Here is a 14313-nt window from a genome sequence, read left to right as displayed (position 1 = left end):
ATGCGTATTCTCGTAGCTGAAGATGATAGCCGACTATTGACCCAACTTGACGCTTTATTGCAGCAAAACGGTTATAGCGTTGACTTGGCAGATAATGGTGAACACGCGCTATTTCTTATAAAAGAATATAGCTATGACCTTGCCATTGTTGATATAGGAATGCCAAAGCTTGACGGGTTTGAGGTTATCAAAAAAGCGCGTCAAGCCGACATTTCATGCCCTATTCTAATATTAACTGCAAGAGATCGGTGGCAGGAGAAAGTTGAAGGTTTGGATGCAGGTGCCGACGACTACCTCACCAAGCCATTTCATAATGAAGAATTACTGGCCAGAGCCAAGGCGTTAATCAGGCGGGCCTCAGGACAAGCCAACCCGACGATACAATTTGGTCCTATTGCTTTAGATACAGTAAGTGAAGAGCTATCGCTGAATGGGCAAGCACTGGACTTAACGGCATACGAGTATAAAGTGATGGAATACTTGATGCTAAACCCCAATAAAGTTATTTCAAAAACTGAACTTACTGAACACATCTACGATCAAGACTTTGATCTAGACAGTAACGTGATTGAAGTGTTTATCGGTAGGTTGCGTAAAAAGCTCGATCCTTCGGGCGATTTGAAGCCGATTGAAACCCTAAGAGGTAGGGGCTATCGGATAAATAAAAATTTATGAGACAATTGTCACTTCGCCTGCGAAGCATCTTTTTCGCGGTTATTATTTTGGCATTTTTTGCGCCATTCACTGTTATCATTCTTGACGAAGCCTACACTGAAAGCCTGACACAAGCCAAAATGAGCGAACTTAGATTAATGAATTTAGGTTTGCTTTCTGCATTTGAGTTGGATGGTGACCAACCTTACATGCCTGAAATCCTTTACGAGGAACAATTAAATCTACCAGGTTCAGGATACCTCGGAGTTATCGTATTTCGAGACGAAGTCATCTGGCAGTCAGCTTCTGCCCTCGAATACACCTTTTCATCACCAGAAATAGAAGTCGCGGTAGGAAACGAGCTATTTTTGGAGTCATTCACGCCAGCATTTAAAGAAAACGCTTCGTACTTTGTCTACGCTTTTACCGCAGAATTTGCTTCTAGCAGAGACTTTGAGCCAGTGCGATTTTATATCTTTAATGACAAGGCCCTTTTCGAAAGCGAGCGTCGTACTTTTATAAATACCACGTGGCAGTGGATATTCACACTCTGCTTCGTGCTTCTCGTTTTTATTATTGTTGGTGTAAGCGTAGTACTGCTGCCCGTAAGAAAGCTAATTGCTGAAATATCTCAAACAGCCAATGGTGTTAAACCACAGCTAAATTCACGCTATCCTGTGGAATTTGACTCATTGAAGCAATCTATCAATGGTCTACTTCAAAGTGAAGCGGCACAAAGAGCGAGGTATAAAAATAGCTTGGGCGATTTGGCCCATAGTTTAAAAACCCCGCTGGCTGTTGCCTCTGGCAACCCTGAGCTTCCGACTGAGGTGGATGAAGCGTTAAAACAGATTGACCGAATAATTAAGCGGCAGCTCAAAAGAGCCAGTGCAGGAAAGTCTGGCTGGCAAAAAGCCGTTCCGATTACACCGGTTCTACACAAACTTGCCGATGCGATGGATAAAGTCTATCAAGAAAAAGCACTTAACATTGAGTTTGACGTTGACGAAAACATTGCATTTAAAGGAGACGAAACCGATCTTATGGAGCTTTGTGGCAACCTTCTGGATAACGCATGTAAAGCAGCGAAACGAAATGTCATAGTTTACGGCGAGATAAATGCTGAGTGGCTTATTTTAAAAGTGGATGATGACGGGCCAGGGATCCCCGACGATAAAAAAGCATTTCTTTTAGAGCGAGGAGCACGCTTAGACACATACGCTGAAGGACATGGTATCGGTATGGCGCTAGCTGCCGATTTAGTTTCTATTTACGAAGGAAGAATGCACATAGAGGATAGTACTCTCGGTGGCGCAAGCATCATTGTTGAATTCCCAAAACACGGTTAACATCGAGCTAAGATGTCCATCGCATAAGTTTCTTCAATTTAGGGCGCTATTCAATCGAAAAAAATTAGGGACAGACACTTAGTCTCATAAGATGTGTCTGTCCAATCTAACCAGTCAAAAAAATGCTGTGGCTGTCCATTTTAGGCAAGCTTATCAACGCTCCCTAAATTGTTGCTTAAATCACTTCCACATCAGCGCAAAAGAAAAGAAGTGTCTGTCCTCTATTAACCAACAAAAATACCACGTTTATGATGAGGCTTTTTGGCCTTCACTCGACAGTAGTACAGCCAACCACTTACTCTCTTCTCGTGACTCAAGAGCGATTTTCACAACCATTGTCAACGGGACTGATAAAAGCATACCAACCGTTCCTAATAGCCATCCCCAAAAAATAAGCGAGAGAAATACGACAAGAGTCGACAACCCCATGCCTTTGCCCATTAACTTTGGCTCTACCATATTTCCCATTATAGTATTAACTAGCACAAAGCCTAATGCGGCAAACCCCGCCGACGCAGGCCCTAATTGAACAAAGGCGATGAGTACTGCTGGAACTGCGGCAATGATTGAGCCTATGTTAGGGATAAAGTTCAGCATGAAGGCCAATACAGCCCATAGCATGAAGTGGTCTACTCCCATTACGTATAACCACGTACCTATAATTAAGCCTGTCCCAAGGCTTACCACTGTTTTTATTGCTAGATAACTATTTACAGACCTAATGAACTTATCAATATGCTGAAGTTTCATACCAGGGTCAGCTAGGGCAATATGTAAACGACGAGGTATGCTATCTGCTTCAAAAAGCATAAATATCACGGTAAGCAGTATCAAAAATAGGTTTGAGAGCACGCCCCCCATACCACTTATAAAGTTTGTTGCGACTGACATGGCCGTTGCAGGGTCCAAATGAGAAGCAATGAGCTCTCTATTGATATGAATATTGAATTCAGCGAGCTTGGCGACCACCCATGCAAATTCAGAATCGAGCTTGCTTCTGTATTCGGGAAGGTTCTCGCGAAATTCAGTCATTGACTGCCCTACTAGGCCAGCCAAAAGAAAACCAAATACCACTATGAGCAGTATAACAAAGGTAATCGAGAGCCATTTCGGCACGCCAAATTTAGAGGTCCAGCGAATTATTGGACTACAAGCTATGGCAATAAAAATAGATAAAAAGAAAGGTACCATAATTGTACTAGCGGCTTTAACGCCTGCCATTACAACCACTAAGCATGCTAAAACGATAAGAATCTTTGCTGTTGGCGAGCGTAGTTCCATTGACATATTGTGCTACATTCCTGACTGAAACGACTACACTTTACAACGACTTATAGACAACTACAAACAAGAGACTCCAATGAATTTTAATCTTGCCACTATAAAAATTAAAAACCTAAGACTACGTACTTACATTGGCATCAATGAAGATGAGATAAAAAACAAACAAGACGTTGTTGTCAATGTAAAAATTGACTACGACGCCGAAAAAGCTACCAATACCGACGATATGTCCGATGCTTTAAACTATAAGACCATTACAAAGGCAATTATTAAGCTAGTTGAGGACAATCGATTTTCACTTTTAGAAAAATTAACAGCTGATGTGTTAAGTATCGCGGCTGAGCATTCATCAGTGCGTTACGCAGAGGTGGAAGTTGATAAACCCCACGCATTGAGGTTTTCTGACTCAGTTTCTTTAACGCTTTCATGCAATAAATCTGAATAGACTTATCCTCTAAGGAGCGTGTGTTGAACATATTAATGACTGGCGGCACCGGACTAATTGGCAGTGAGTTTATTCGACAATTTACGGATGAACATACATTTACTGTCGTTTCCCGAAATATTGCTAAAGCAAAAAAGTTATTGGGGAACGACGTTAAGTATGTGGAAAGTGTTGCCGCTTTGCAAAACTTCGATACGTTTGATGCAGTAATAAACTTAGCGGGTGAACCGATTGCTGATAAACGATGGACAGACACGCAAAAAAAGAAAATTTGCGACAGCCGCTGGAACATAACTGCTGAATTGGTTTCAAAAATTAACGACAGCACTTCCCCTCCTGAAGTCTTTATATCGGGCTCAGCTATCGGCTTTTACGGAAACCAAGGAGATAGGGTTGTTTCTGAGGATACGCCTCCTCACAACGAATTCACTCATGAGTTGTGTGCGAAATGGGAGGCAATAGCTAACAGCGTTGTTCAAGAAAACACTCGTGTAGTGACACTTAGAACAGGGGTTGTTTTAACCGAAAAGGGAGGTGCGCTAGACAAAATGGCTTTGCCTTTCAAGTTAGGTACAGGCGGAACATTGGGCTCTGGCAGACAGTATTTAGCTTGGATCCACCTTCAAGACATGGTTCAAGGAATTTCATTCTTACTTAATAACAGCTCATGTAGAGGCGCTTTTAATCTGACCGCTCCAGTTCCTGTGACGAATAAAGAATTTTCAAAGTCACTTGCAAAAGCACTAAAGCGGCCTTGTCTATTCAACGTGCCTAGCTTTGTGATGAAATTAGCCATGGGAGAATCGTCAACAATGATTTTAGAAGGCCAGCGAGTTATCCCTGAAAAACTAGTTGCTGCAGGATACAAGTTTACATTCCCTTCTCTAACAGAGGCGTTAAGCGACATTTATTAGTGCTACACCGCGCTAATCCAGTAATAGTTCTCTCATTATGGACAGACACTTCATTGTAACAAAATGTCTGTCCAATTTGCTTCTCCGATATTCTCCTAGTCTAGCTCTACCGCTAACGCCAGCTATCCTTCCCAAAGAGGTTTTTCAACTTTTATTATAAAACCGAACGGCTCTCGGAAATCACGATAAGACTATTGACAGGGAAACTATGGACAGACACTTACCCCTGGTCATTTTAAAACGACAGAACTTTTGGAGCAGCTGACAAAAGATAACAATGGACAGACACCCATGGATTTAAAGTGTCTGTCCACAATATTTATTCACAATATTTATTTTCTTAAACCATATTACGAAGCATTTGACTGGTATTTAATTTCAGTAACCTCCAGCACCCCACGGCACCTAAAATACCAACCACTACAGCACCTACCGCCGGGGCTATAACCCAATATTCAGGGTGAAGACTAGCCTGCATCTGGAATACTGAGGTTTGGAGTAGGTATAGACTCAATTCATTCGCCATGGCTGCCATAAAGCCAGCAACCACACCAATGATCACGAATTCGAAGATGACGCTTTTTCGAATTAGTCTACCCTTCGCGCCTAGAGTCCGTAATATCGCAATTTCCTGACTTCGCTCATCCATACTTGCCTGAACCTGAGCAATTAAAACCAAGCTTCCCGCAAGTAAAACGAGTACCAGAATAAACTCAACGGCCACAGAGACTTGGTCAACAATCTCTCTCAATTGGTTTATCCGCGCATCAACATCAAACATAGTGATTGACGCAAAAGGCTTCAGAAGATTAGTCAATTCAGCTTTTCTTTCAGTGGGTAAATAGAAACTAGTGATATAAGTTGGACTGAATGCCGCCATTGCATCCGGATGTATTACAAAAAAGAAGTTTGGCTGCATAGTTTGCCAATTAACCTTACGCAAGCTCGTTACCTTCGTTTCAACTATCTCGCTCCCTACGTTAAACGTAAGCCTGTCGCCCATCTGAATATTCAAACGTTCCGCAACGCCCTCTTCAACAGAGACGGGAAACAAGCCGTCGGCAAACGTCTCATCGCTATCGCCATGCCATTCACCTTCTATAACTTCGTTTTCTTTTTGCAGCGTATTGCTCCAGGTAAGGTTTGCTTCTCGACCTAGTCCTCTACGCCCTTCTCTGTTAGGCTCATCCTCTTTAGATACGTCGGTATTGACTCCTTCTCCGTTAACGGAAACGAAACGCCCTCTTATAACTGGATAAAATTCCTCTATCTTCACTCCGTTGTCAGAAAAGTGTCTGTCCAATTTTGGTTGGATATCAGGTGTGATATTGATCAAAAAGTAATTAGGTGTCCCCTCTGGCAACTGTGAACGCCATTGCGAAACCATGTCATTTCGCATCACCAAGACCACGAGTAGCAACATGATTGTGACCGAGAAACTGATGAGTTGAACACTGTTATCCATAGCGCGACGCTTAATTCGGGCCCAAGCTAATTGCCATGGCCCCATTTTTCCGCTGCCAAGTTTCCGTCCCACCGCTATTAATCCAAACGTAGCACCGAGCAAACTAAGCACCAACGCAGAGCCAGATACAAACAAAATTGCGCTGATTTTTAGATCCTGACTATACATCCACATTAGCGTAAAAATAGCGCCACCTGATGCAGCAAACTGAATACCTCTTGAGCGTAAATTGGTAGAAATATCCTTACGTAACACGCGAAGCGGAGGCACCGAAAATAGCTGTAGCAGTGGGTACAAGGAAAACAAAAGGGCGCAAGTAGCCCCCGTTGCAACAGCAATTACCAGCGGCCGCCAGTGCCAGACGTCAAGAGAAACATCAACTTTGTCTGCTACAAGTGAAACCACGATTTGCTGACCTATAAATCCAATCACCAAACCAATTAAAATCCCGAGAGCCGTAATCAATAAAATTTGATACAGATAAATTTTGCGAATAGTTGCACTCGTTGCGCCAAGTGTTTTCATTATTGCTACGGGGTCAAAGTGACGTTGCGCATAACGCTGGGCAGCAACGGCTATTGACACCGCAGCTAAGACGATTGCCAGTAGACTGGCTAAAAGGAAGTAACGCTCAGCACTTGCCACTGAACGACCTATCGCTGATTCATCGTCTTCAACCGTACGCCATGAATGCAGGTCATCATTTAACTTCGGTAACAGCCAGCTGTTAAAATTACTAATATCACTCGCGTCACCAGCAAAAAATCCTACGTAACGCGCCCTACTTCCTGGCCCTGTAACCGCTGTTTTTTCTAAATCTGCAAGGTTTATGAGTGCGATAGGATCAGTATTGAATACACTGAAGCCTGCATCAGGAATATCTACCAGCACCCTAGTAACGGTAAAGTTTCCGTCTCCAATTTCGATGCGGTCACCGATAGATAAGCCAAGACTTTGAAATAGCCGGGATTGAACCCAAGCCTCTCCGCTTTGCGGCAATTCTAAAGTGTCGCGTTTCTCGCCAAAAGGCTCATCAGTAATATTTACCGTTCCCTTCAATGGGTACGTGCTATTAACTGCTCGCAAGTCCACTAGCGACATTGCATCGCCGTTAAACACCATCGAGCGAGTTGATACCTGTTTCGCTGTTGATAAACCGTCTTGTTGCGCTTTGAGAAACCATTCCTCATCGAGCGGTTCATCTGATCGAAGTTGTGCGTCAGCCGCGATAAATGCCGCTGAGCGAGATTTGAGCGCATCCTGCAGTCGTTCACTAAAAAGTGATAGAGATAAAACAGCAGCTACCGATAATACAATGGCCAACAAGATGATAGTAAGTTCACCCCGTCTAGCCTCATGTTTAAAAAGCCGCCAGGCCAAGCTGAAAGACGTCGACATTTACACCGCCTCTTTCTTGTTCGCAATTTTACTTTGCGTTGTTTCTACAAGTTCGCCTGCATTCATGGTTAACTGTCTATCGCAATGTTCAGCAAGTTCATTATCATGAGTGACCAATACTAGTGTGGTCCCCTTTTCTCTATTCATTTGGAAGAGCAACGCCTCTATTTTCTCACTGTTTTTAGCATCTAAATTTCCTGTAGGTTCATCAGCGAAAAGGATTTTCGGCGAGGTGATAAAAGCACGAGCAATCGCGACCCTTTGTTGCTCCCCTCCTGATAACTGATTTGGAAAGTGATGGGCACGATGTTTAAGCCCAACCTGCTCTAAAATATCAATAGCAAGCGCTTTAGGGTTGTCAAGCCCAGCAATTTCCGCTGGCAACATCACATTCTCTAGCGCAGTAAGACTTTGAACCAGCATAAAGCTTTGAAAAATAAACCCTACTTTATTCCCCCTAAGTACCGCTCGTTCTTCTTCATCCATATTATGAAGCGCTTCGTTATCTAGGAAGATTTCTCCCTCTGAAACTTGATCTAGCCCGGCTAACAACCCCAATAAGGTTGATTTTCCAGAACCTGACGCGCCGATAACGGCAACTGACTCACCTGACTTGACTTCAAAAGAAATTGGGCGAAGGATCTGCAACGAACCTTCACTCGTATTTACTACTTTAGTTACTGAATTAGCTTTTATCATAAGGGGTCATCAATTCGTGTTAGTTAAGTTTCGTAATTTGTTCGTTTTTTTACTTATTCTTTTAATACCTTGCCACGCGTTATCAGATCAAGCTGAGCAGGACGATTCAGGTGAAAATGCGGTATTACTCATCTTAGGTGACAGCTTATCCGCAGCATATGGCTTACAGCAACATGAGGGATGGGTCAGTTTGTTACAAAACATGTGGCATGACGATGAGATTAAGATTGATATCGTAAACGCTGCGGTAAGTGGTGAAACGACTGATGGTGGATTAGCGCGTCTTCCTCGCTTGTTAAATCAGCATAATCCTTCCCACGTTCTAATCGAATTAGGTGGAAACGATGGTCTTCAGGGTCACAATATCGCCAAAATAAAAAACAATCTAAATGCGTTAGTTGAAGTTGCTAAAGAAAGCAACGCAACCGTTTATCTTCAAGAAATGCAGATCCCCTCAAACTATGGTGGTCGATATACGAAAATGTTTACAGAGAATTACGAAAAAGTTGCTAGCGAAAACAACGTTGAGAAAATACCATTTTTTCTTCAAGAGATAGCTTTGGATAAAGACTTAATGCAAAACGATGGTATTCATCCAAATGCAAGTGCTCAGCCCTTAATAGCAACATTTATGGACAGACACTTAAGAAGTTTAATACTCGATGGTCAATAATTGTGCTACCCTATAAACTTAGAATTCATCTCGTGAGGTTCGGTTATGGACGTATCTTCAGTCAATTCAACGCCAGTTTCGACAATTTTGGAGTCTAGCCAACAAACTCCACAGCAGAACGCAACTAGAAGCGAACAAGAAACTCCCACAACGCAGCCGGAAAACACGCAACAAGCGGCAACTACACCCGACAGTCGCGTGGGGTCAAGAATTAACGTTGTCGTTTGACCGCTAAATTCTGACCAATAAAGAGCTGAGCTCAATATTGGTATATAAATCCCGAAGCGAATCTGAGAGGCAGACCTTGCTCTTATCGATATTATTTAATTGGACACACACTCAACTTGAAGAGGCCACACATCTAGTGTTTACAATAAGTGTCTGTCCAATGTTTTAATTTAAGCCTAACAACTTTTATTTTCCCTTATCCTTTCTCAAAAAGTTTCGTAGGTAATACCGTTCAATTTATACCGCTTATTTAAAACTGTCCCAAAGACCACTTAAATTTCATTTCTTACATTTCATAATGCAATGTAAATAACTTTGGGATACGGATATGCCTTTACCTAGATATAAACAAATTAATACTGATGTTACGCCTTTTTATCACTGTATCTCCCGCTGTGTGAGGCAATCCTATCTTTGCGGACGAGACTCTCGTACGGGTATCAGTTACGAACACAGAAGAAAGTGGATACAAGATAGACTGCATAATCTCTCACAGGCTTTCGCTATAGATTTATGTGCCTACGCGGTTATGCACAATCATGTGCACTTAGTCCTTCACGTAGCGAAAGGGAGAGCCGATAAATGGTCGATGGAGGAAGTACTGTTGCGCTGGAGGATGTTTTATAAATGTCCCCCCTTAGTACAGCGATATTTCAATGAAATCGATTCGATAAAACCTAATGAAATGCTTGAGTTAAAATCGCTTTCAGTAATCTACAGAGAACGTTTGCAAAGCATCAGTTGGTTCATGCGAATGTTAAATGAATATATAGCCAGAAAAGCAAACAAGGAAGATAGCTGTAAGGGATATTTCTGGGAAAGACGCTTTAGATCCCAAGCAATACTTGATGAAAAAGCATTGGCCAGCGTTATGGCTTACGTAGATTTAAACCCTATACGCGCTAACATAGCCAATACACTCAATAGTTCTCACTTTACAAGTATCCAATATCGATTGAATGCACAACGTTCAAACAAAGTGCCAAAGTTCCTAATGCCTTTTAATGATAAACGCATAGATGGAAAAGTAGCGTTACCTTTCGACTTTCCAGACTACCTTCAGCTTCTTAACAACACGTTAAAGCAGGAGAATTCGAAAATTAAACAAGATCTCCCCCAGTTTCCAAGCCGACTACTTACAAAAATCGGCATGACGAGAGAGAATTGGCGAATGGTAACGAGCAATTTCGAAACACTTTTCACTGGCCCAGTCGGATGCCCTGAGCTTATGGATAATTTTGCCAATTGCTGCGAAAGAGGATGTCGACCGAACGTATCGAACGCTCAAAAGTATTTATCTTGAATTAATGCGACGATCTAAACCTATATATCGGCTTGACGGGCTAATACATCCACAATATCTTGAGATTTTGTCAGGCGCCTAATGTCATTGAATAAGACGTCTGCTTCTGGATATTGTCTTTTTAAATAGCCGCACCACTGCTTTATACGATTGGGGTAATATTTTCCCTTATCGCCGAATATTTCATAACCCGAGTATTGTATGAGCAAAGCTGCTAGCTCTGCCCATGGCATAGGTGCTTTATCACCTTTAATGCAGAGCGCTAGATTCGGCATAGCCAAAGCGCCTCGACCTATCATAAGGTTAGTGCACCCAGATTCGTCTTGGCATCGTTTCGCATCTGCTGAATTCCATATTTCACCGTTTGCCACGAGCGGAATATCAGTGTGTTGTTTAATTTTTGCAATCCAATCCCAGTAAGCAGGTGGTTTGTAGCCTTCTGTTTTTGTTCTTGCATGCACTACTAGTTCAGAAGCTCCAGCTTCCGTGATTGCTACAGCATTATCGATAGCTAACGACTTATCTTCAAAACCTAGCCTGATTTTAGCCGATACAGGAATATCTGAAGGAACAGCATCTCTCACTGCTTTCACAATGTTGTAAAGTGTTTGAGTTTCTTTGAGTAAAACGGCGCCGCCCTTGCTTTTATTCACTGTTTTAGCTGGGCAACCAAAGTTAAGATCAACGCCAGGAGAGCCCAGCTCTACTGCGGTTTGGGCATTTTCAGCAAGCCATTCTGGGTGCTGACCTAATAACTGAACTCTTACAGGAATTCCAGATGGCGTTTTTCCACCATTGTAAAGTTCGGGACAAAGTCTATAGAAGGTTTTTTTAGGCAGCTTTTGGTCAACGACCCTAACAAACTCAGTAACACATTGGTCGAAGCCACCCACGCGAGTCAGCATATCTCTCATCAAGTGATCTACAACGCCCTCCATGGGGGCAAGCATTACTTTCATTATGTATTTCTCGAACTGCTAAAACAAAAAATTGGAGCGGGAGTGTATCAAAAAGCGACAATGCCAGCCAGGCTTTGGTGTTTTGTTTCGCAACTTATATGACTGTCCGGTTATCGCGCGGTTATCGCGCAGACTAACCGCCATACTGAGCATATGAGGTGGTTGTTTGATCTCTGTTGAAATAAGCTAAGCTAATCAACCTTGAGTGGCTGTCCAACGGTCAATATTAAGTGTCTGTCTGATTATCCACTTACGCCATGAAACTGAAGACAGCTTTGCATTTAGTCAAAAACGGTAGTTAACTCGGCCTAGTCTTTTCTAGACTCGCTAGCCGAACGAATACAGCCTGCTTTTGATTTTCAGTGTATGTCCGCCAGTTTGTGATTTCTTCAATAGTGCGTTTACAGCCAGCACAAATATCGTCATCAGTTAGTTTGCAGAGAGCTTTACATGGAGATTCTAAATTCATAATACATTGGTTTTATCAAAATCATCTTTTTTACTGTTTGACCGAGTAGCCTCAATAACCGCTAGCGTATTGGCTGAGAGCTCTTTGTTGGACCACAAACAAACGTGACAACCAAAACGAGAATCGAGATACGACGTAAATTCAGTGTCTGTCCCACATTCATGTCTCACTAAATTTTGCTTTTTACCGTCGTAAATAACCGCTGAATACGTAAACACAAAGAGCCTCCTAAAAAAGAGGCTCAAATATACATCTAGACGTCTAAACGTTCAAGCGGCTAAATTAAATAATCGAGTGCTGCACAAATGGCACTTACCTGGGCGTCATTACAGTTTTCAGGTGTTGCATTATCACTATCAGGATAAACTTCTGTCGTTGTTACATACAGGGCATCTGTCATGCCCCCGCAAAGGTACAACGCCTTCTTGTCATAGCAAATTACACCTTCACTCACCACATCTGCACCTATAATCTTTCCGTTATCATCTGCTGGTGCGATATGTGTTACTTTTCTCACAGCATCAATCACAGCTTTTTGGAACTCTATTTGTGGACTTGGAGTGTTAGCAACCGTATAGAAACCATCTGGAATGTTCCAGTTGTCATGGGTTACCCCATCCCTCGCAGCCAATGCTGGTCTAAACTCGCTGTTATCCGTGTCTGTCGTTTCATGTAAATCAATATGAAGCGATAGAGATAACGCTAAATCAGATGCTAATTGCATAAGTTGAGCAGACTCTGGTGCAGGAGAGTCACTGTAAAACGAGCGATTTGGATCCAATGCTAACGGATTCCATCTGTTTATTGTTTCATATCCCCAAGGACTCACACATGGTACAACTATAATGTTTACTTGATCTGCATACTTTGACAGCTTAGTTTCAATAAACTGAAGTGCGCCTTGCACACCACTTGTTTCATAGCCGTGCACACCGCCTGTAACAAGCGCAGATGGCTTTTTAGCGTCAATATTCTTGGGGATTACGGCATATAGTGGATAGCGCGCAGTATCGTAAGGCAGCGCGCCATACTGCTTTAACTCAAACCCTTCAGGGATAATATTAAAAAGTTTATTAAGTACTTCTTCTTGATAGCTTCTTTTCACAGCCTGCTGTGCTTTCCATTGGGCTTTTTCTTCTTCGCCCCATGGCTCACCCGGAGTTCCAATTGTATAATTCTGCATATAGCACCTCTTTAGTAATTTAGAGATCATATCAGTTAGACGGGCGTGAGTATCTATCCCACTAAAGATTCATAAATGTTTATGACATGAGTTCTTTACGCATCAAATCTTAATAATAGTTTTCGATTAAACGTGTTGACCGTCCCTTGATAAGAATTTCCAAATTCTACAAAAGAGGTTGTTGTAAACATTGGCTTGGTGGCTTAGGAAAGGAAAGACGAGTGTCTGTCCATAAAATATTGCTTCTTGGCAAAAAGGAATAAATGTCTGTCCATTGCGTTTTAGAGGACAGAAACAAAAAAACCAGCCAAAAGGCTGGTTTTTTGATATGGCGTCCCCTAGGGGATTCGAACCCCTGTTACCGCCGTGAAAGGGCGGTGTCCTAGGCCTCTAGACGAAGGGGACAGAAATTTTGCTAGTGAAGCGAAGCTTCACTAAATTTCTGTAAGGCGAGATGAGCTCTGCTAATCGAGCGACCTTGTCCTTACTGAAATTTCCGTCCGGAGCTAAATACTCCAGCCTATTTCACAGTTTTATTCGACTGTGACGCGATAAAATGGCGTCCCCTAGGGGATTCGAACCCCTGTTACCGCCGTGAAAGGGCGGTGTCCTAGGCCTCTAGACGAAGGGGACTGAAAATTTTACTTCGAAAGATTTACTTTCGATAATTTTAGTAAGGCGAAGTTAGCTAAGTAACTTTTTTCTACCAAAATTTTCAGTCAGAAGTTGAAGAACAACTCCAGCCTATTTCACAGTTTTAATCGACTGTGACGCGATAAAATGGCGTCCCCTAGGGGATTCGAACCCCTGTTACCGCCGTGAAAGGGCGGTGTCCTAGGCCTCTAGACGAAGGGGACAGAAATTTTGCTAGTGAAGCGAAGCTTCACTAAATTTCTGTAAGGCGAGATGAGCTCTGCGAATCGAGCGACCTTGTCCTTACTGAAATTTCCGTCCGGAGTTAAATACTCCAGCCTATTTCACAGTTTCAATCGACTGTGACGCGATAAAATGGCGTCCCCTAGGGGATTCGAACCCCTGTTACCGCCGTGAAAGGGCGGTGTCCTAGGCCTCTAGACGAAGGGGACTGAATTCTTTCTTCGAAAATAAATTTTCGAATTTTCAGTCCGAAGTTTAATAAACTTCAGCCTATATCAAACCACAGCTTAGTGTGACTTGGTGGAGCCAGGCGGGATCGAACCGCCGACCTCCTGCATGCCATGCAGGCGCTCTCCCAGCTGAGCTATGGCCCCATCATGGTACTAGTCATTTTTTGTGACTGTTCCGTGACAG

General features: G+C 42.7%; 14 protein-coding genes and 5 tRNA genes. 7 read left to right on the top strand and 12 right to left on the bottom strand.

From position 1 onward, the window contains the following. Both ACM0P2_RS07160 and ACM0P2_RS07155 read left to right on the top strand, forming a co-directional pair. Nucleotides 1-675: a response regulator transcription factor gene (locus ACM0P2_RS07160; protein ID WP_159120230.1), complete on the top strand. Its 675-nt coding sequence runs from the start codon at nt 1-3 to the stop codon at nt 673-675. After that, nucleotides 672-2003: an ATP-binding protein gene (locus tag ACM0P2_RS07155; protein ID WP_159120231.1), complete on the top strand. Its 1332-nt coding sequence runs from the start codon at nt 672-674 to the stop codon at nt 2001-2003. Before ACM0P2_RS07160 ends, ACM0P2_RS07155 begins: the two co-directional genes overlap by 4 nt. Before the next feature lie 246 nt (nt 2004-2249). Here the strand turns inward: ACM0P2_RS07155 and ACM0P2_RS07150 are convergent, their stop codons facing one another. Continuing rightward, on the bottom strand, nt 2250-3290 hold the full coding sequence (locus ACM0P2_RS07150; RefSeq protein ID WP_105931965.1) for an AI-2E family transporter: 1041 nt from the start codon (nt 3288-3290) through the stop codon (nt 2250-2252). Nucleotides 3291-3363: 73 nt separating this feature from the next. Between ACM0P2_RS07150 and folX the strand changes: the two genes are divergently transcribed. Together folX and ACM0P2_RS07140 are read left to right on the top strand one after the other, a co-directional pair. Beyond that, nucleotides 3364-3732 carry a dihydroneopterin triphosphate 2'-epimerase gene (gene folX, locus ACM0P2_RS07145; RefSeq protein WP_105931964.1) on the top strand — a complete coding sequence of 123 codons (369 nt, stop codon included), beginning with the start codon at nt 3364-3366 and terminating at the stop codon, nt 3730-3732. A 23-nt stretch (nt 3733-3755) separates the two neighbouring features. Next, on the top strand, nt 3756-4646 hold the full coding sequence (locus ACM0P2_RS07140; protein ID WP_159120232.1) for a TIGR01777 family oxidoreductase: 891 nt from the start codon (nt 3756-3758) through the stop codon (nt 4644-4646). 340 nt (nt 4647-4986) lie between these two features. On the opposite strand, the gene ACM0P2_RS07135 is transcribed toward ACM0P2_RS07140, so the two are convergent. Both ACM0P2_RS07135 and ACM0P2_RS07130 read right to left on the bottom strand, forming a co-directional pair. Further along, a complete protein-coding gene (locus tag ACM0P2_RS07135; RefSeq protein ID WP_419227503.1) occupies nt 4987-7509 on the bottom strand; it encodes an ABC transporter permease in 2523 nt (840 codons plus the stop codon). After that, the gene (locus tag ACM0P2_RS07130) at nt 7510-8208 is read right to left on the bottom strand and encodes an ABC transporter ATP-binding protein (RefSeq protein ID WP_159120234.1); all 699 of its coding nucleotides are present in this window, start codon (nt 8206-8208) and stop codon (nt 7510-7512) included. A 16-nt stretch (nt 8209-8224) separates the two neighbouring features. Between ACM0P2_RS07130 and ACM0P2_RS07125 the strand changes: the two genes are divergently transcribed. From ACM0P2_RS07125 to ACM0P2_RS07115, 3 genes are all read left to right on the top strand, one after another. Next, on the top strand, nt 8225-8881 hold the full coding sequence (locus ACM0P2_RS07125; RefSeq protein WP_159120235.1) for an arylesterase: 657 nt from the start codon (nt 8225-8227) through the stop codon (nt 8879-8881). Between the two features lie 45 nt (nt 8882-8926). After that, complete coding sequence (locus ACM0P2_RS07120) at nt 8927-9109, top strand: hypothetical protein (RefSeq protein ID WP_159120236.1); 183 nt, start codon at nt 8927-8929, stop codon at nt 9107-9109. 328 nt (nt 9110-9437) lie between these two features. After that, entirely contained in the window at nt 9438-10412 is a 975-nt protein-coding gene (locus ACM0P2_RS07115; protein WP_159120237.1) for a transposase, read from the top strand. Between the two features lie 20 nt (nt 10413-10432). Here ACM0P2_RS07115 and dusC read toward each other — a convergent pair whose 3' ends face one another. From dusC to ACM0P2_RS07070, 9 genes are all read right to left on the bottom strand, one after another. After that, a complete protein-coding gene (dusC, locus tag ACM0P2_RS07110; RefSeq protein WP_159120238.1) occupies nt 10433-11371 on the bottom strand; it encodes a tRNA dihydrouridine(16) synthase DusC in 939 nt (312 codons plus the stop codon). Nucleotides 11372-11669: 298 nt separating this feature from the next. Next, the gene (locus ACM0P2_RS07105; RefSeq protein WP_159120239.1) at nt 11670-11840 is read right to left on the bottom strand and encodes a DUF1289 domain-containing protein; all 171 of its coding nucleotides are present in this window, start codon (nt 11838-11840) and stop codon (nt 11670-11672) included. After that, nucleotides 11837-12058 (bottom strand): hypothetical protein, encoded by a 222-nt coding sequence (locus ACM0P2_RS07100; protein ID WP_159120240.1) that lies wholly within the window; start codon nt 12056-12058, stop codon nt 11837-11839. Before ACM0P2_RS07100 ends, ACM0P2_RS07105 begins: the two co-directional genes overlap by 4 nt. A gap of 59 nt (nt 12059-12117) precedes the next feature. After that, nucleotides 12118-13023 carry a M14 family metallopeptidase gene (locus tag ACM0P2_RS07095; protein WP_159120241.1) on the bottom strand — a complete coding sequence of 302 codons (906 nt, stop codon included), beginning with the start codon at nt 13021-13023 and terminating at the stop codon, nt 12118-12120. Between the two features lie 329 nt (nt 13024-13352). Further along, a tRNA-Glu gene (locus ACM0P2_RS07090) sits at nt 13353-13428 on the bottom strand. A 152-nt stretch (nt 13429-13580) separates the two neighbouring features. Then, nucleotides 13581-13656 (bottom strand) — tRNA-Glu (locus tag ACM0P2_RS07085). Nucleotides 13657-13804: 148 nt separating this feature from the next. Continuing rightward, nucleotides 13805-13880 (bottom strand) — tRNA-Glu (locus ACM0P2_RS07080). 152 nt (nt 13881-14032) lie between these two features. Beyond that, nucleotides 14033-14108 (bottom strand) — tRNA-Glu (locus tag ACM0P2_RS07075). Between the two features lie 89 nt (nt 14109-14197). Further along, nucleotides 14198-14273 (bottom strand) — tRNA-Ala (locus ACM0P2_RS07070). Nucleotides 14274-14313: the final 40 nt, after the last annotated feature.

This window comes from Alteromonas sp. OM2203 (assembly GCF_048517045.1).
GTDB lineage: Bacteria > Pseudomonadota > Gammaproteobacteria > Enterobacterales > Alteromonadaceae > Alteromonas > Alteromonas gracilis.
This window is presented reverse-complemented; position numbering and strand designations above follow the sequence as displayed.